This window comes from Eubacterium sp. 3_1_31 (assembly GCF_964249515.1).
In the GTDB taxonomy this organism is placed as follows: domain Bacteria; phylum Bacillota_I; class Bacilli_A; order Erysipelotrichales; family Erysipelotrichaceae; genus Longicatena; species Longicatena caecimuris.
On sequence record NZ_CAXUBY010000016.1, the window covers coordinates 1 to 17273 of the forward strand.

Sequence of the window (17273 nt, forward strand, 5' to 3'; positions counted from 1 at the left end):
TATATAGCTTAATGAATTCCCAAGAAAGGAAGATATTATTTAATTACCTGTTTCTTGGGTAATTAAATAATACAAGAGAAAATAACATGAAAATTTTAGTAGATAACGCAGATCTTAAGGAGATTAAAAAGATTTATGAGGTATATCCGGTAGATGGGGTCACTTGCAATCCTACCATTTTGAAAAAGACTGGACGCAATCCATTTGAGGTATTGAAAGAAATTCGTGCTTTCATTGGGAAAGATGCGGATTTACATGTACAAGTCATTTCCGCCAAAGCAGAGGATATGGTGGTAGAGGCGCATAAGATTCAGGAAGTGCTTGGGGAAAATACCTTTATTAAAGTGCCGGTGATACCGGAAGGCTTAAAGGCAATTCGTCTGTTGGCCAAAGAAGGTGCAAATGTAACAGGAACAGCTATTTATAATCAAATGCAGGGATATTTGGCAGGGAAAGCCGGTGCTGCCTATGTAGCACCATATGTCAATCGTATTGATAATCTTGGCAGCAATGGTATTCAGGTTGCTAAAGATATTCATGATATGCTGAAGAAGGCCGGTTTAAAAACAGAATTACTAGCCGCAAGCTTTAAAAATTCCCAACAGGTGCTGGAATTGGCGAAGTATGGGTTAGGAGCTAGTACGATTGCTCCGGATGTTATTGAAGGCTTGATTAAAGTAGATGCCGCAAGAATTGCTGTTGATGTCTTTACAAAAGACTTTGAAGCATTGTGTGGAGAAGACAGTACGATGCTGGATGCGGCTAAATAAAAAGATAAGAAAAATACCTACTGTGTAACCAATATGGCAGTAGGTATTTTTTATCTAAAGTTATTTATAAATCATCGTTTTGTTCATGCGTATCTTTTGAATAGGTTTTTCCATCAACGTTAATTTCTGTATCAAACGTGATGTGGGAAACTCCGTAGGAGGGATAGGTTTGTACCAAAGCATCTGGGAAACTGTTTCCTGCTTGATACGTAGTGAACTCACGGTAAGGATAAACGAATGCATCATTGCGATATAGGATGTCTATATGCAATAGGCACTTTTCCTGATAGGGCGAGTCGTATTGCATGATAAAATAACTCTTACGTTTGTTTCCTTTTTTGAAAGAGAAGGATTCATCATCATAAATTTCACTGGCATAATGGTGTTTGTTCTCTTGATAGAGCTGTACATACTTAACCATGGTGTTATCTTCTTCCAGTTTCTGCATCGTCAATTGTGCTTTCATCATGGCAGTATGTGTCGTTGGCAACTGTTTCCAATCGATGAATCCTAAGATCATGATCGCACCATCCGTACTTCTAGCAGTCACACTGATGAAAGGAAATGCAGGCAGCTCACCATAATGGATTTTTGTGGTTTTTACTTTGAAGTTCGTTGCCGTATTCAGAACAAGGGCATCTTCATTGCATAATTCTGCAGCAATAGCTTGTGGCATGCCTTTCTTGATTAGCGCTTTTTGTACTTGGGTAGAAGCTGGTGTTACTTCTTCATAGGACACGGTTTCATAGGTCATAAACATTTTGGTCATTCCATACACTCCAATGGCGAGAACGCTTGTGTAAATAAGAGCGATGGCGAAAAAGGAAACATGAGGTTGTTCTGTTTCTATTTGGATATCGGCGTTCAATAATTGATGAATGGAGTGAAACAGCTGATATGCTATATAAATAAGCAATCCCAATCCTATGATGATGGCAATAATTCCAAATAGAAGAAAGAAATAACTTAGTAATACGAAAAGGATATAGAGCAGATAAGCAATCCGTACGTTCTTCATAGGGTAGCGTTGTGTTAGCTGCGCATCGATATAAAGTGATTCTATCGCCTTTGAAAACTGTTGGATAAAATATACTTGTAACGCGATGGATACGATGGATAGCAGTAAGATACCATCCATATAAGGAGTAGCAGCTAAGCTTGTTTGTATTAGAAAGAGAATGGCCAATCCAATCTCGCTGAAAAAGGCATGCTGAAAGTATGCATTGTGTCTATGTAATGTCCATAGATGGTAGGTCATAAGACCTATACCGATCAATGGTAGCAAATTGCACCGTAAACATCGTTAAGCATAAGCCTACAACAATGCGTCGCAGAATGTGTGTCGTATGTTGTTGATTTTCCATAATTTGATTCCCCCTTGCGCTTTATTGTAGCATATATGATTTTATTTCCATATATGGCTTAAAATATCTAAAGATGTCGCATAAAAAATCCCATAGATGACTATGGGCGTATGTTTAATGGAACATATCTTTTTTCTTAAAGATAAAGGTGGCAATGACACAGGCAATAATGGCGACTAAGGTAGGGAACCACCATTGTGGAATTGGCAAACCTTCTACATTCATACCATAAAAACTGAAGATAATGTTTGGTATCGCCATGACGATGGTAATAACGGTTAATACTTTCATAACAATATTTAGGTTATTAGAGATGACGGAAGCGAAGGCATCCATCGTTCCTGATAGAATACCGGAATAAATATTACACATCTCGATTGCCTGATGGATTTCAATCATCACATCTTCTAGGATGTCCTGATCTTCTTCATATAGTTTGATCAGCTTTCCACGCATGATCTTATTGAGCGTAACTTCATCTGATTTTAAAGAAGTCGAGAAGTAAACAAGAGATTTTTCTAAGCCCAACATTTGAATCAATTCTTTATTTTTCATAGATTGGTGAAGATTACGTTCTGTTCTTGAAGATACGCGATCAATCTGACGCAGATAGATTAGGAAACGCTGTGAAATCTTCAACAGCAGCAATAATAAGAAACGCGTTTTAAGATCTGTATTCATCCCTTTAATACGACCTTTTGCCATATCTTCGATATTGAGATTATCATATAAAGAGATTGTTACGATACAACCCTTCATAATGATAACACCAAGTGGTAAGGTTGTATAAAGCAATGTATTTTCATCTGTATTTTCATCTTCATCAGCATTAGGATAATCGACAATGACAAGCGTTTGTCCTTCGTCTTCATCATGATCGATATGAGAACTTTCTTCTTCATCCAAACTCGCTTTGACGAATTCAGGGAGAACACCAATTTCTTGAATTAAATAATCACATTCTTCTTGGGTAGGCGCAATAGCGCTGATCCAGCATCCTTTTTCTGGTTTGTCGATTTTTTTGGTCATCGTGCCAAAAGTTTTGTAAAATTCAATCATACGTACCTCCTTTTTACAGGAGGCTGGTTTGTATACTGCCTCCTGTTATGTGTTTTCTTATCTTATTTTGACATGGGCTTTCCGGCTCTGGAGACATATACAACACCTTCTTTCTTCTTAGCTTGTTTATTATAGCACAGTTCGTTTCACTTGTGAGTGTCCTACATAACTTTTTTTATAATTTATATCCTATTTTAAAGGATAACCATGATAACCCAGCTGATTTCGTAATTTGTGTTTTCTTTTTCTATATGGTAAACTTAATAAAACAAAGCGATAAGCTAATTTGGAGGCGATATTTTCGATGGTGGATATTTCTGCTGTCGGCAACGGTAAATGGATAACGAGAATAGGGCATAAGGATGAATCATCCATTTTTATGTTACCTAATTTTGTCCTTGCCGTTAGGATTTTTATGCTTGCGGCACAAGGAGTGCTGTTTTTTTATGTTTATTGAAAGGAATGAAAAAAATGCGAGAAATACGTTTATTAAACATGGATGAAAAAGCGGATATCAAAACTATCTTATTAGCGTTACCTGATTGGTTTGGTCTTCCGGATTCTTTAGAAAGTTATGTAGTAGAAAGTCAAAAGCTTACTGTCCTTGGTTGTTTTGAGGAAACAAAGCTGATTGGTTTTATCACCTTAAAGCCAACGAGCGAGAAAACTTTAGAACTGTATGTGCTCGGGATTTTGCCAACCTATCATCGTCAGGGAATTGGCAACACCATGATGCAAGCGGTAGTGGCCTATGCAAAGACGCATGGTTATTATTATCTTCAGGTGAAAACATTGGCACCTGAGGCAAAAGATGAATATTATTTAAGAACCTATGCCTTTTATCGTTCGCTTAATTTTGTGGATGTAGAGGTATTACCATTATGGGATGAATGGAATCCCTGTCAAATGATGATTTGTAAAACGGAAGAAGTTACTTGTAAATAGGAAAAAAGCATATGGCTAGCGTCATTTGACAGCAATCACATATGCTTTTTATTTAGGATAATGAAAGTCTTTTAATAATAATAGATTTCGTTTTTTACTGCTTCGGCCTTTTCTTTACCTGCTAGCTTTTCAATGATAGCAAACGCAAAGTCAATTACAGCTGCTGCACTTCTTCCGGTGATCAGATTGCCATCCGTTACGGTATATTGATCTACATACGTGCCACCGAAATCTTCATTCATGCTAGTAAAGCAGGTGTAGTTTTTACCTTTTAAATACCCTTGACGGCCTAATATGGTCGGTGCTGCACAAATAGCGGCAACAACTTTATCTGCATCCATGAAGGTTTTTAAAATAGCCATGACGTTATCATTGGCTTCTAATTTCTGATAATGTGGTCCTCCAGGGAAGAACAAAACGTCATATGCATTCGGATCGATCGTATCCAGATCTAACAGATTGCTCATCGTGATATGGAAACGTCCGCATGCTTCTTTTGCGGATACGGCACTGATATCCATGTCAATTCCTGCTCTTCTTAATAAAGCAATGGTTCCTACAGCTTCTAATTCTTCATAACCATCCGTTAAAATACATAACACTCTCATAAAAATGCCTCCTTTTTTCAACATCATTATACGCCTATTTTTCATCAAGTGGGCAGTAAATGCATCTTTTATCAAAGAAGCACAGAGTACTATCTATCTGATGCAGGATAAGCAAATCATTTTCAAGAAAGAAACAGGGATATGCATAGCATAAAAAGGTCGTAAGCTGCCATCACGTCATCATTTTTCGTTTCACAAAGGAATACACTATAGCATAGGTGAGGTGTGGCTATGAACAAGCTTATGTACATCAATCAAGTGCTGAATGGCTTTGTCTGGGGCAAATATATGATTTTCTTTTTATTGTTTACAGGTATATGGCTGATGATCGTGACAAATTTTTTACCTTTTCGTAAGATCAAACTGATATTTCATAAGACCCTTGGGGCTTTAAAGAAAACCAATGCCCAAGAAGGTATTACACCTTTTCAAGCAGTATCGACAGCTTTAGCCGGTACATTGGGTGTTGGCAGTGTCGTAGGGGTTACCACTGCTTTGACCATGGGAGGACCAGGTGCCTTATTTTGGATGCTCATCAGTGCCATCCCCGGTATGATGAGCAAGTATGCAGAGATTGTCTTGGCAATTCACTATCGTGAAAGAAGTGAAGACGGCAGTTATATCGGAGGTCCGATGACGACGCTGGAACATGGCTTGCATCTGCGATTTTTTGGTGTTTTATTTGCTGTATTTTGTGTGTTTGCCTCTTTTGGGATAGGTAATCTGACACCGGCTAATACGATTGCCCACACCTTGCAAACGTATCTGCCTCTTTCCCCTATGCTTATCGGTATTGTATTGGCATTGATCATCGGCATCATCATGCTAGGCAAGGCGAAAGGAATTATGCGTTTTAATGAAATAATCATTCCCATCATTTCGATTGGCTATGTGCTGGCTTGTATCTATTTACTGCTTCTGCATATGGATGAATTGCCACATGTCTTCACGCTCATCTTTGATGATGCCTTTGATTTCATGAGCGCGGCCGGAGGTATCAGTGGCTTTGCCATTTCCCGGGCAATGCATTATGGCATATCGCGCGGCGTATTTTCTAATGAGGCTGGTATGGGAAGCTCTCCCTTATCACATGCCGCTGTTGTAAATGTGAATGCAGTAGAACAGGGCTTTTGGGGCATATTTGAAGTATTCTTTGATACGATTATCGTCTGTACATTGACAGGTCTTGTCGTTTTATCCAGTGATGCATGGGGCCAAAGTCTGGAAGGTGTTGCCTTGACCGTAGCTTGCTTTGAAGAAGGGTTTGGTTCTTTTGGTGGTATGCTGTTTGCCATTGCCATCATATCCTTTGCTTTACCTTCAATCTTAGGATGGTACTATTATGCAATCACCTGTCTTCATTATTTATTCAAAACACGTATCATGATTGTTTGCTATTCACTGCTCTTTCTTGTTTTGTTAATATATGGCTGTGGTATGGAACTGGGCTTTGTTTGGGAAGTCGCAGATACCTTAAATGGTCTTATGGCCATACCAAATCTGATTTCACTAGTGCTTTTATATAAAACTGTGGTAAAATTAACGAAAGAATACTTGCGCGTTCATAGGAGTGATTAGATGAAGATAGTAATTGCCTGTGATTCCTACAAAGGATGTATGACTTCACGACAGGTAGCCACACAAATTGAAAAGGGTATCCACCGTCTGGATACCTCTATTGAAACGGTATCCTACGTGATTGGTGATGGGGGAGAAGGTACGGTTGCGGCTTTTCATGAAACCTGTCATGGCATAAAACAGCCGGTACAGACCAGTGATGCGTATGGTAAAAAAATCATGAGCGAGTATACCATCATTGAAGATGGCCGTTGTGCGGTGATTGAAGTGGCGAATATTATCGGCTTGAATATGCATGAAAGAGAGCGCAGAGCACCATTTTTTGGCAGTAGTTTCGGTGTTGGTACGGTTATTTTGGATGCTGTAGCAAAAGGCTGTAAAAAAATCATCATTGGCTTGGGAGGCAGTGCTACCAATGATGGCGGTATGGGGCTGTTACAAAGCTTAGGCGCGCGTTTCTATGATATGAATCATAAATATTTATCTCCGCAAGCGATGAATCTGGAAAAGATTCGTTATATTGATTTGAATCGTTTAAATAAATTAGAAGGTATTGAATTGATTGCGGCTTGTGATGTGAAAAATCATTTGTTGGGGGAAAATGGGGCAACTTATGTTTTTGGGAAACAAAAGGGCTTTTTTCCTAATCAAATCAAAAAGGTGGATATGGCGATGCAGAATTATCGCGATCAGCTTTATCGTTATACCCATGTGGATATTGATACTTTTGAAGGCGGTGGAGCTGCCGGAGGAATTGGTGCTGTATTGATAGGCATTTTGCAGGCGAAGATGATGCCGGGCATTGAGTTGTTAATGAGTTATAGTGACATTGAAGATCAGATACAAGATTGTGATCTGGTCATCACCGGAGAAGGACAAAGTGATCGTCAGACGATGTATGGCAAAGTGCCGGCTGGTATTTTGAAAGTGGCCAAAAAACATGATAAGCCAATTATTTGTATCAGTGGAGCCTTAGGCATTGGTTATATGGATCTATATGAGTTAGGCTTTGTTGGTATTTATAGCATTGCCGATCGTGCCATGACGTTCCAACAAGCTTTAGAAAATGCACCCGAAAAATTAGAATTAGCTGCATATGGCATTATGCGGACAATTTGGTATTTTAAAAATCATTCTTGAATAGAGAAGGTATAAGCAAATAATGAAAGGACTCTTATGAAAATACGGAAATGGCTGATGGTCATTGGCAGCTTACTATGTAGTCTATTGCTTCTTATATAGGGAGTACAATACTTCTTTCATGATCATCTATCTTCCTATGAGATAACAGATCTAAGTAAAAAGGAGCAGCGATTGCTTAAGACTTTTTATGCGAATGATCATATCGTCAAAGGGGAATTGTTTGATATTGCATACGATTATTTTTATACATATGATGATTATCAAATAACATTGTTGAAAAAAGTGGATGGAACTATCCATGATCTGACAATTTCTGTCTTTGCTTATCAGCAAGACAAAGAAACTATCAAAGTGATGGGTCGTTATCCTTTAAATCAAGTATTTCAAGATGATCTCATGCAGGATATTATGCAAACACCACATGTCTGGAAGATGAAGGACAGAAGCCTGTTTGATGTCGCTAATCGACACATGAGTAATCGTATCAAGGTAGTAATTGCATATCGTGATGGTAAAGAACAATTTATGCTGGAAGCACCACACATAGCAATAAAGCAGCTTGTAAAGCGAAAGATAGAAAACGGACAACCATTGCAAAACAGCTATTTTCAAAACAAAGAGAAATTATTAAAAGGCGATACTGTTTGGGATAATGAATATACAGATATGTATAAGTATTTGATAGGATTGTTTTATTCATCATTTCCAACCTATCAAAAAGAATTGGATGTGATCTTTCCCCGCTATCAAAAAGAGCGCGAAGAAGATTGTTTGCGCCTCTTGCAGTTGGCTTTGATCACGGATGAACAATACGCAAATAGCGTAAAGTATTATGATGATATTAACAGTACCCAAACCAAGCGTTGGATCTTGCAGAAATTAGACTCGATGGAGCCTATCATACGCCAAGCGTATACAGAACAATCGACGAATGAAGATACATTATGTTTTCTATTAGAACTGAAACAGCAGGTGTATGAAAGATTAAACGATCAAAAGAAAGCCAAAGCGTATGCGAACGAACTGGCAACCTTAAAGTAAACTGGTTGAATGCAGAAAAAACGTTGTATAATATTATGGTAAAAAACAGGAAGTAGGATAATCATTCACGCTCTGCTTGTGATGTTCTACTTCTTTTTTTATCCATCACGAAGCAATGGAAGGATGAGAAAGAAGTCTTTTCGATTCATCGAACTCCTTCAATTTTCATAAAAAGTGTTTACAAGCATAGAAAAATGACATATAATAGGTTTGCAAAATATATGAACAATTGTTCATATGTTAGAAAGTTGAGGATGCATGTGATGGCAAAAGAAAAACTAGAATGTGAAGAACGGCAAATCCATGAAGATGTCATTGCCAGAATCAAAGCGGACATGCTGAGTGTGGAAACGGGGAATGAATTATCTGCCTTGTTTAAAATGTTTGCGGATCCCACCAGATTAAAGATATTAGGTATGTTATTTAAAGAAGAGCTTTGTGTTTGTGATATTGCTTTTCTTTTAGATATGACACATTCCGCAGTATCACATCAGCTATCGGTCTTACGGCAGAATCGTTTAATTAAATATCGCAGAAGCGGGAAAAATGTTTTCTATTCTTTAGATGATGCACATATCCAACAAATCTATGATGCAGGTTTAGCGCATATCTTAGAACATTAATGCTAAATACAATTGGAAAACAATTCGCCCATCCCAATGGCATATGTGGCAGGTTAGCAACTAAAGTAATGAATCTTATGAATCATAAGATGTATGATATGGTACTCATGCATCTGCAAACTACAGAAGCAAGAACGATTTTAGATGTTGGCTTTGGCAATGCGCAAGTACTTAAAAAAGCATTGCGTCTTCATTCTGGCACATACTATGGAGTAGAGATCAGTGAAACAATGATTAAAAAAGCCCGGCAGGATAAAGCTTTGCAAGGCACGGAACTAGTATATGGAAAGGTCGAAGAACTGCCGTTTCAAGATGAAATGTTTGCGTATCAATATAGTATCAATACGATATATTTTTGGGAAAGTCTGGATCAAGGGTTTCAGGAACTATATCGCTGTGGAAAACCTGACAGCATTTGTGTGATTGCTTTTTATTCAGCATCCTGGCTGAAACGCAAACGAAGGCTGTTTCCCATGTTTCATTGTTATGAAAAAGAAACGATCCTACAGAGCATGGAAAGTAATGGTTTTACAAAGGAATCCCTATTAACAATGGGGAAAGACAAGGGGTATTGTCTAATCGCGCGTCGTAAATAAAGGAGGTAGAGAGAATGCAGAAGATTTATGTCTTAGAAGGCTTGGATTGTGCAAATTGCGCAATGAAAATAGAGCGACAAGTAGCAAAAGTTAAGGGGGTACAAGAGACCAATGTGGATTTTGTCACAAAGAAGTTATATGTAGAGTATGAAGATGCGACAATAGAGGAAGCAATCCTTTCTACAGTGACAAGCATTGAACCTGAGGTTGTACCACGTGAAGTTAAGCAAAAGAAATCGATGGAAAATAAATCGCAGAAACATGTACATGCACAGGAAGACAGCTGTTGCGAACATGCACATTCTCATGACGAGGAACATGAACATCATCATGATCATGATGGTTGTTCTTGTACACATGCACATGTAGAAGAAGTACGGGAACTGCAAGGGGCAGACAAGTTGTATCTTACAGGGTTAGATTGTGCAAACTGTGCGGCCAAAATAGAACGCCATGTAGCGGGCATGGAAAATGTAGCTGATGCCAGCTTGAACTTTTCAAATGGGATCTTATTTGTTCAGATGAAAGATAAGATGAAAAAAGAAGAAACGCTGATGAAAATCATGGAGGTAATACCAACCTTAGAAGATGGCGTTCTTGTGGAAAAAGAAAAAAAGGTGCAAGAAATGGAACCCCAATATAGTATGTTTTCTTTTCGCAACAATGCTCAACTGTATAGTGGAATTTTCCTTTTTCTTGTAGGACTTTTCTTTCATGAAACAGCTTATAGCGTATGGATTTTTCTGGCAGCCTTTGTGTTTGCCGGTGGTAAAGTTGTTATCACAGCTATGCGTAATGTGTTAAAAGGTGAAGTGTTTGATGAAAATTTTTTGATGAGTATAGCAACCATTGGCGCCTTTGCGATACAGGATTATGAAGAAGCTGTTGCGGTTATGATTTTTTATGAAATCGGTGAGATGTTTCAATCCTATGCCGTAAATCGTTCTCGAAAATCCATATCTTCCTTAATGAATATTCGCGCCGATTATGCAAATGTGCTTGATGGAGAGCAGGAAATCAAAAAAACACCGGAAGATGTCAAAATCGGTGAGCTCATCCTTGTGAAACCGGGAGAACGCGTACCATTGGATGGGATAATTATAAAAGGAAGCAGTGCGTTGGACACGTCAGCATTAACCGGAGAAAGTATGCCTCGCGATGTCCATATAGATGATGAAGTGTTGGCTGGGGTTGTCAATTTAAGTGGTGTATTGACCATGAAGGTTACCAAACCATATGGGGAATCAACGGTATCTCGTATTTTAGAGCTAGTGGAAAATGCCAGCAGTAAAAAAGCACCAATGGAGAAATTCATCACCAAATTTGCCAGAGTCTATACACCAAGTGTTGTTGCTTTAGCAGTTGCTTTGGCGATATTGCCTCCTTTGTTTAGCAATCAAATTCATGTTATGGATATGCTGGAAAGTGCTTTGACATTTCTGGTTGTCTCTTGTCCTTGCGCATTAGTAGTATCCATTCCATTAGGCTTATTTGCCGGAATCGGTGCTGCCAGTAAACAGGGAATCTTGATAAAAGGTGGTAATTATTTAGAAGCATTGCAGAATATTGATACTGTGGTATTTGATAAGACGGGAACGCTGACCAAAGGTGTTTTTCGCGTTGTAAAGGTCGATGCACAGCAAGGCAGTAAAGAAGCATTGCTGCAACTGGCGGCATATGGTGAATATCATTCTTCTCATCCTATTGCCCTGTCTATCAAAGAAGCTTATGGAAAAACGATAGATGCATCTTGTCTAGAACATTATGAAGAAGTTGCCGGTAACGGCATACAGGTTACCATTCATGGAGAGAAGGTATTGTTAGGTAATGAGAAACTGATGCGGACACATGGCATATCGACCGTTCCATGTCCGACACCGGGCACCATCATTCACATAGCGAAAGAAAATGTGTATCTTGGCTATGTGCTGATCAATGATGAAATGAAAGAAACAAGTAAACAAGCAATTCAGGAACTAAAACGAAATGGGGTCAAACGCTGTATCATGTTAAGTGGAGATCGCAAAGAAGTTGGCGAACATGTGGCAAAAGAATTAGCATTGGATGAAGTGCATATGCAATTGTTGCCAGCGGATAAAGTAGCACGAGTTGAGGAATTGCTGCAACAAGAGGATGCCAAACATAAACTGGCATTTGTCGGTGATGGTATGAATGATGCGCCTGTGTTGGCCCGTGCGGATGTCGGTGTTGCTATGGGTGGTATCGGAAGTGATGCAGCCATAGAAGCAGCGGATATCGTGTTAATGAAAGATGATCCACTTGCTTTAAGTGAAGCAATTCGGATTGCCCGTAAAACGATGTATGTACTATGGCAAAATATCGTTTTCTCTTTGGGTGTTAAAGGAATTGTATTAGTACTGGCAGCTCTTGGTATTGCCAATATGTGGATGGGCGTTTTTGCGGATGTTGGTGTCACCTTGCTTGCTGTCTTAAATTCGATGCGGATATTACGTATGAAAAAGAAATAAGAAAGCAATATGAAAGATGTAATCAAAAAAACAGATTGCATCTTTTTCCTTTATCCAAAGCAGCAGGATGCAAAAGATTAAAGGAAAAATGTTATTCCTTGGAAGATGATGTAACTATTTGTAATATTCTATGTGAAATTATGGAAAAGATTGCAAGAGGGAATTGATTTTTGTTATAATGGGGTTTCCATTTATATGTAATTGAGGTGATGATATGAAAAAAGTTATCATATGTTTGTTTACCTTCGCCTTGGTGATGACAGGATGTGTCAGCACAACATCGAAAAAAACCAATTCTGAAAGCAAGGTTATAGAAATTGGTGTGGATGATGCCATCGCAAAAATACAGAAAAAGCAAAGCTTTGTCTTGTTGGTAACCCGTAAGCAATGTGAATATTGTGAAGCTATGCTAGAAATGCTTAAGGATACCATAAACGATCATAACTTGGTCATTTATGATACGATCATGCGAGATGATACAGTGGAGCATCTAAATGAGGATGTGGATAAGTTAAAGGCATATCTGGATCGTCCGGATCAGACACCGCATTATTATTACATCAAGAATGGCGAAGTTGCGGATGCGCAAAAAGGCTACACCCAATTTCAACCGGATCGATTTTGGGAGTGGGTCGCTAAGAACGATTTAGAGGGTATGAAATAGTGTGCAATAAGAAAGATACGCATTTTAGATGATATGAAATGAAAGAAACTGTGAAAATTTTCTAAAACTATTGATAATTTCTTTCATCACCAGTATAATATATAAGAATACGTAATGAGATCCTTTTTGATTTTAGAAAGTGATGTGTGAAGATGAAGACATGGAATGAGGTTTATGCAAACGCAAAATCACAGTGTGCCAAATGTCGATGCTGTCCTGTTTGTGATGGCAGAGCCTGTCGCGGTGAAACTCCGGGTCCCGGCGGAAAGGGCAGTGGCAGCGCCTTTGTGCGAAATAGTGAAATGCTGAAAAAGATTTTGATTCAGATGGATACAATTACTTCCAATGAAGAAATTGATACAGCTTCCGATTTTTTCGGACATCCGGTAGCTTTACCGGTGTATGCAGCACCAATCAGCGGTATTGAACAAAATTATGGCGCTAAGATGCGTGATGATGATTATACCAGAGAACTGGTTGAGGGTTGTCTGCAGGCAAATACATTAGCATTCACCGGTGATGGTATGCATGATGAAATGTTTAAAGGACCAATGGAAATTGTAAAACAACACAATGGATATGGTATCCCGACCATCAAACCATGGCAATATGAGCATATGAAATGGCGCATTGAACTGGCAAATGAAGGAAATGCATTGGCCATTGCTTCCGATATTGATGCCAGTGGTCTTTCTAACTTGCGAAACAGTGTGACGCCCGTTGGTTTTAAAAGCGTAGAGGATTTAAAGGAAATAAAAGCCATGTGCAAGGTGCCCTTTATTTTAAAAGGCATTCTCAGCGTAGCGGGAGCGCGCAAAGCTTTGGCAGCTGGGGCAGATGGAATCATCGTTTCAAATCATGGTGGACGTGTTTTAGACGATAGTCCAAGTGGTATTGAAATGTTGGAAGAAATCGTAAACGTTGTGGATGGACGTATGAAAGTCTTTGTGGATGGTGCATTCCGTAGCGGTAATGATGTCTTTAAAGCATTGGCATTAGGAGCTGACGGTGTTCTGATTGGCCGCCCTGCATCACAAGCAGTGATCGGCGGCATGGCAGAAGGTATCCGCATTTATATGGAAAAGATTCAGCTTGAATTAAAAGAAGCAATGGCAATGTCCGGTTGCAAGAGCATTCAGGATATTACCAGAGATAAAGTTATAGTTACATTTTAAATAGGAGGACGACTATGAGTTCATTTGAGAATAATGCCTTTTTCTGGCAAAAATTAGATACCTTGTATCTATCAAGCAAACTGGTCATTGACCGCCCACGCAACACTTGTCATTACAAGTATAGCAATATGATTTACCCTGTTGATTATGGATATTTAAATGATACAACAGGTTCTGATCAAGCACCGATTGATGTATTTAAGGGCAGTGAAAAAAGCAATCTGGTACAGGCAGTTGTTATTAGTGCCGATATCCTGAAAAAGGATTGTGAAGTAAAATTATTGATTGGCTGCAATGAAGAAGAGGAACATGATATTTTAGAGTTCCTGAATCAGACAGAGTTCCAAAAAGCGGTATTGATTCGCAGAGGAAACGATGTTCCAGAATGGGCCGTTAACGATTAAGCTGACATGTTCAGCTTCTTTTTTTGTTAAAAATGAAAGCGCAATAAGAAAGCGTCATCCCTTGAAAGGTATGGATAAAAACCTGATTTCATATACTGAAGCAGGAGGGATGCATATGAAAAAGATCATTTGTTTATGGCTTTGTCTTTTTGTTCTATGCGCGTGTACAAAACCAGGAAGTTTTGAAGATGGGAATATAGATATGGAAAAAGTCATAGAGGAAATAAATGAAGAGATTGCGGATGGTCATTGGAAGATGGGATTGTTACAGGATGAAGCGCTAAGCTTACAGGAAGTAGAGAAGCAATATCATATGGATATGACACAAATCAAGGATTGCCGTGTTCAACAGGCACTTATTCCGGCACAATTGAGTGAGGTAGCCCTGTTTTTAGCCAAGCCCCAGGCAGATACCATGCTGAAAAAAGCTATTCAAGAACATAAAGAAGATTTGAAGCAGCGCTATGCGGGGATACTCATGGATGGGAATACGCTAATAGATTCGGCATTGCAAGGGCGCATTGGGCAATATTATTATTTTGTTCTTGGTGAAGACGCAAAAAAGGTGGTACACTATATGCAGGAGATAAAGTAGGTGTGAGCTATGTACAAAATAAAATGTTTGTATCGTGAATTCACTTCCTTTGAAGGGAGCCTTTTTAAATACTCGCTCTCTTTTTCTCTTTTATTAGCACTGGCTCCATCTTTGCTGATATTTGCATTGATGTTTAAATTCGCTTATCTTGATGATACGATCATTCTCAACTTTATCATGAATTTTATACCGGATGGCAACTTGGAAACGATCAATCAGCTGTTTCAGTTTTTTACGAGTAAGGATTATAGTATCTTATCCTTTATCGTTACGATGTGTGTTTCCTTTTATCTGGCAAGTCGCAGTATTTTTTCTTTTCTTTTGATTAGCGCATCTCATGAAGAAGTCGATGTTCCAAAATGGTCGATTCGTATTAAATCAGTCGTACTCTTTGTCAATCTGGCGATTATTATTGTAGCTGCCATTTTTATTGCGACAAACTTTTTAGAATTTCTCCCTCTGATTTCTTCTTTGATCATGCTGATGTTCTTCTATATGATGTATCGGGCATTAAGTTTTCGCCGTCATGATTGGAGCTTTGGGTTATTGGGGGCAATGTTTTCGACGATTTGTATTATGGGATTGGCCACGTTATTTGTAACAATTGTAAAATATTTTACATCTTATCAAGACGTGTACGGACCATTGGCATCCCTTGTCACATTGTTGTTGGCAATTTATCTGATTTCCTGTATCATATACTTCGGATTCTGTTTGAATTTGGTGATGGAAGAAACATATGGTCGTGAAGCAGAATTGCCAATGAAAAATGAACGCATCTTTCACTGGGCACGAACCATCAGTGATAAAATAAAAGAAAAGCTATAGGAAATAGAGGTAAACATATGAAAGTAGTAATTAAAAAAACGGGAATCAATGGGGAAGGTATCGGCTACATTGACCGATTGCCGGTATTTGTAGCAGGGGCATTGGTTGATGAAGAGGTTGATATTCGTGTGGTAGAGCGTAAAAAGCGTTATGCCATTGGAGAAGTAAACCGCATTATAAAGAAAAGTAAGGACCGTATACAACCGAAATGTCGTATGCAGCATATCTGTGGAGGCTGTCCTTTGATGATCGCTCGCTATCCACGGCAATTGGAATATAAAAAAGATGTGTTGAAACAGTCTTTGATCAAATATGCACAGGTAAATCCAAGAAAAATACAGAATGTCTTACCGAGTGCAGATATATTTGGCTATCGCAATCAATTTAAGATGCCTTGCGCGATGGAAGAGAAGCGTTTGGGAAGCGGATTGTTTATGCCCAATTCAAATTATTTTATTGATATCCGCCGTTGTTTTGTACATGAAGATGAATTAGAAAAAATGCGCGCACGTATTATGGATATATTAAACGCTGATGGCTATCTTGGCTATGATCACCATCAGAAAAGTGGGATTCGTAATCTAGTCGTACGAGGATTTGACAATCGCTATCAATGTACGATCATTACCGGAGAAGATGAATTGTTGCCTCAGACAATTGATAAGCTGATGCGCTTACCGGGCATGTACAGCTTGTGGCAAAGCATACATACGATTAAGAAAACACCGGAAATTTTTGGTCCGAAAATGATTTTTCTGGCAGGGGAGAAATTATTGCCCTTGCATCTGGATGGTTTGGATTTGGAAATTTCACCTCGTTCATTCTTTCAGTTAAACACCAAACAGGCAATTCAGCTATATCGCACCATTGCGTCCATGATTTCAGGCAATTATGAATTCATCGTTGAAGCTTATAGTGGAATCGGTGCCATTTCTTTATACCTTAAGGATAAAGCAAAAGAAATCATCGGCATTGAAAGCATTAAGGATGCTGTTGTAAATGCGAATCGCAATGCGAAAAAGAATGGCTGTGCACATGTGTCTTTTGTGTGTGATGATGCGGCCAATAAGCTTGTCTATTTATCGAAAAAGCGTACAATTGACGTATTGGTTGTCGATCCGCCGCGCAGTGGATTGGATGATGCGATGTTGGAATGCATCTTGCGCAGCAAAATTAAAGAAATCGTCTACGTGTCTTGTAATGCAGCAACGCTTGGGAAAAATTTGGCAGTATTGCAGAGTTGTTATCATGTGGAAAAAGTAGTACCGATTGATATGTTCCCACATACTCCTCATGTGGAGACTGTGGTGGGACTACAAAGGAAAGATATCTAGAAATCCTTGAATTTACGCACTTTGTAGAGTTTTTCAGTTTCAACAAAATCGGTGAAA

Annotated in this window: 18 protein-coding genes; 14 read left to right on the top strand and 4 right to left on the bottom strand. The window is 38.8% G+C overall.

Features of this window, described 5'->3' with window-relative positions; translation table 11 throughout:
* Positions 1-86: 86 nt before the first annotated feature.
* Positions 87-770 carry a transaldolase family protein gene (locus tag ACESSZ_RS08070; protein ID WP_008689601.1) on the top strand — a complete coding sequence of 228 codons (684 nt, stop codon included), beginning with the start codon at positions 87-89 and terminating at the stop codon, positions 768-770.
* A 64-nt stretch (positions 771-834) separates the two neighbouring features.
* Here ACESSZ_RS08070 and ACESSZ_RS08075 read toward each other — a convergent pair whose 3' ends face one another.
* From ACESSZ_RS08075 to ACESSZ_RS08085, 3 genes are all read right to left on the bottom strand, one after another.
* A complete protein-coding gene (locus ACESSZ_RS08075; RefSeq protein ID WP_499842737.1) occupies positions 835-1908 on the bottom strand; it encodes a hypothetical protein in 1074 nt (357 codons plus the stop codon).
* 91 nt (positions 1909-1999) lie between these two features.
* Complete coding sequence (locus ACESSZ_RS08080) at positions 2000-2134, bottom strand: hypothetical protein (RefSeq protein ID WP_331866659.1); 135 nt, start codon at positions 2132-2134, stop codon at positions 2000-2002.
* Between the two features lie 114 nt (positions 2135-2248).
* Positions 2249-3193: a magnesium transporter CorA family protein gene (locus ACESSZ_RS08085; RefSeq protein ID WP_008689599.1), complete on the bottom strand. Its 945-nt coding sequence runs from the start codon at positions 3191-3193 to the stop codon at positions 2249-2251.
* Between the two features lie 471 nt (positions 3194-3664).
* Between ACESSZ_RS08085 and ACESSZ_RS08090 the strand changes: the two genes are divergently transcribed.
* Positions 3665-4138, top strand: a complete 474-nt coding sequence (locus ACESSZ_RS08090; RefSeq protein WP_008978775.1) for a GNAT family N-acetyltransferase — start codon at positions 3665-3667, stop codon at positions 4136-4138.
* A 71-nt stretch (positions 4139-4209) separates the two neighbouring features.
* On the opposite strand, the gene ACESSZ_RS08095 is transcribed toward ACESSZ_RS08090, so the two are convergent.
* The gene (locus tag ACESSZ_RS08095) at positions 4210-4746 is read right to left on the bottom strand and encodes a DJ-1/PfpI family protein (RefSeq protein ID WP_331866658.1); all 537 of its coding nucleotides are present in this window, start codon (positions 4744-4746) and stop codon (positions 4210-4212) included.
* Between the two features lie 231 nt (positions 4747-4977).
* Here ACESSZ_RS08095 and ACESSZ_RS08100 point away from each other — a divergent pair, with 231 nt between their 5' ends.
* From ACESSZ_RS08100 to rlmD, 12 genes are all read left to right on the top strand, one after another.
* The gene (locus ACESSZ_RS08100) at positions 4978-6324 is read left to right on the top strand and encodes an alanine/glycine:cation symporter family protein (protein WP_008689593.1); all 1347 of its coding nucleotides are present in this window, start codon (positions 4978-4980) and stop codon (positions 6322-6324) included.
* Positions 6325-7464 (top strand): glycerate kinase family protein, encoded by a 1140-nt coding sequence (locus ACESSZ_RS08105; RefSeq protein ID WP_008689591.1) that lies wholly within the window; start codon positions 6325-6327, stop codon positions 7462-7464. It abuts the gene before it with no gap.
* A 174-nt stretch (positions 7465-7638) separates the two neighbouring features.
* Entirely contained in the window at positions 7639-8508 is an 870-nt protein-coding gene (locus tag ACESSZ_RS08110) for a hypothetical protein (RefSeq protein WP_331866657.1), read from the top strand.
* Between the two features lie 263 nt (positions 8509-8771).
* Entirely contained in the window at positions 8772-9131 is a 360-nt protein-coding gene (locus tag ACESSZ_RS08115) for an ArsR/SmtB family transcription factor (RefSeq protein ID WP_008978771.1), read from the top strand.
* Positions 9131-9727 (top strand): class I SAM-dependent methyltransferase, encoded by a 597-nt coding sequence (locus ACESSZ_RS08120; protein WP_008689586.1) that lies wholly within the window; start codon positions 9131-9133, stop codon positions 9725-9727. The genes ACESSZ_RS08115 and ACESSZ_RS08120 overlap by 1 nt, the downstream gene beginning before the upstream one ends.
* 14 nt (positions 9728-9741) lie before the next feature.
* A complete protein-coding gene (locus ACESSZ_RS08125; RefSeq protein WP_008689584.1) occupies positions 9742-12216 on the top strand; it encodes a heavy metal translocating P-type ATPase in 2475 nt (824 codons plus the stop codon).
* Positions 12217-12430: 214 nt separating this feature from the next.
* A complete protein-coding gene (locus tag ACESSZ_RS08130) occupies positions 12431-12880 on the top strand; it encodes a hypothetical protein (RefSeq protein ID WP_008689582.1) in 450 nt (149 codons plus the stop codon).
* Positions 12881-13032: 152 nt separating this feature from the next.
* Complete coding sequence (locus ACESSZ_RS08135; RefSeq protein WP_008689580.1) at positions 13033-14055, top strand: alpha-hydroxy-acid oxidizing protein; 1023 nt, start codon at positions 13033-13035, stop codon at positions 14053-14055.
* Positions 14056-14069: 14 nt separating this feature from the next.
* The gene (locus ACESSZ_RS08140; protein WP_008689579.1) at positions 14070-14459 is read left to right on the top strand and encodes an inorganic diphosphatase; all 390 of its coding nucleotides are present in this window, start codon (positions 14070-14072) and stop codon (positions 14457-14459) included.
* A gap of 115 nt (positions 14460-14574) precedes the next feature.
* Positions 14575-15054 (top strand): DUF4358 domain-containing protein, encoded by a 480-nt coding sequence (locus ACESSZ_RS08145; protein ID WP_026006697.1) that lies wholly within the window; start codon positions 14575-14577, stop codon positions 15052-15054.
* 9 nt (positions 15055-15063) lie between these two features.
* Positions 15064-15882, top strand: coding sequence for a YihY/virulence factor BrkB family protein (locus tag ACESSZ_RS08150; RefSeq protein ID WP_008689575.1), 819 nt, complete (start codon positions 15064-15066; stop codon positions 15880-15882).
* Positions 15883-15899: 17 nt separating this feature from the next.
* On the top strand, positions 15900-17216 hold the full coding sequence (rlmD, locus tag ACESSZ_RS08155) for a 23S rRNA (uracil(1939)-C(5))-methyltransferase RlmD (RefSeq protein ID WP_499842738.1): 1317 nt from the start codon (positions 15900-15902) through the stop codon (positions 17214-17216).
* Positions 17217-17273 lie beyond the last annotated feature (57 nt).

Excerpts from the sequence above, each read along its gene's own strand:
- ACESSZ_RS08090 (WP_008978775.1), top strand. The coding sequence starts at position 3,665 with ATGCGAGAAATACGTTTATTAAACATGGATGAAAAAGCGGATATCAAA.
- ACESSZ_RS08150 (WP_008689575.1), top strand. The coding sequence starts at position 15,064 with ATGTACAAAATAAAATGTTTGTATCGTGAATTCACTTCCTTTGAAGGG.
- ACESSZ_RS08100 (WP_008689593.1), top strand. The coding sequence starts at position 4,978 with ATGAACAAGCTTATGTACATCAATCAAGTGCTGAATGGCTTTGTCTGG.
- ACESSZ_RS08140 (WP_008689579.1), top strand. The coding sequence starts at position 14,070 with ATGAGTTCATTTGAGAATAATGCCTTTTTCTGGCAAAAATTAGATACC.
- ACESSZ_RS08070 (WP_008689601.1), top strand. The coding sequence starts at position 87 with ATGAAAATTTTAGTAGATAACGCAGATCTTAAGGAGATTAAAAAGATT.
- ACESSZ_RS08125 (WP_008689584.1), top strand. The coding sequence starts at position 9,742 with ATGCAGAAGATTTATGTCTTAGAAGGCTTGGATTGTGCAAATTGCGCA.
- rlmD (WP_499842738.1), top strand. The coding sequence starts at position 15,900 with ATGAAAGTAGTAATTAAAAAAACGGGAATCAATGGGGAAGGTATCGGC.
- ACESSZ_RS08080 (WP_331866659.1), bottom strand. The coding sequence starts at position 2,134 with ATGGAAAATCAACAACATACGACACACATTCTGCGACGCATTGTTGTA.
- ACESSZ_RS08085 (WP_008689599.1), bottom strand. The coding sequence starts at position 3,193 with ATGATTGAATTTTACAAAACTTTTGGCACGATGACCAAAAAAATCGAC.
- ACESSZ_RS08120 (WP_008689586.1), top strand. The coding sequence starts at position 9,131 with ATGCTAAATACAATTGGAAAACAATTCGCCCATCCCAATGGCATATGT.
- ACESSZ_RS08105 (WP_008689591.1), top strand. The coding sequence starts at position 6,325 with ATGAAGATAGTAATTGCCTGTGATTCCTACAAAGGATGTATGACTTCA.
- ACESSZ_RS08130 (WP_008689582.1), top strand. The coding sequence starts at position 12,431 with ATGAAAAAAGTTATCATATGTTTGTTTACCTTCGCCTTGGTGATGACA.
- ACESSZ_RS08095 (WP_331866658.1), bottom strand. The coding sequence starts at position 4,746 with ATGAGAGTGTTATGTATTTTAACGGATGGTTATGAAGAATTAGAAGCT.
- ACESSZ_RS08145 (WP_026006697.1), top strand. The coding sequence starts at position 14,575 with ATGAAAAAGATCATTTGTTTATGGCTTTGTCTTTTTGTTCTATGCGCG.
- ACESSZ_RS08135 (WP_008689580.1), top strand. The coding sequence starts at position 13,033 with ATGAAGACATGGAATGAGGTTTATGCAAACGCAAAATCACAGTGTGCC.
- ACESSZ_RS08115 (WP_008978771.1), top strand. The coding sequence starts at position 8,772 with ATGGCAAAAGAAAAACTAGAATGTGAAGAACGGCAAATCCATGAAGAT.
- ACESSZ_RS08075 (WP_499842737.1), bottom strand. The coding sequence starts at position 1,908 with ATGGATGGTATCTTACTGCTATCCATCGTATCCATCGCGTTACAAGTA.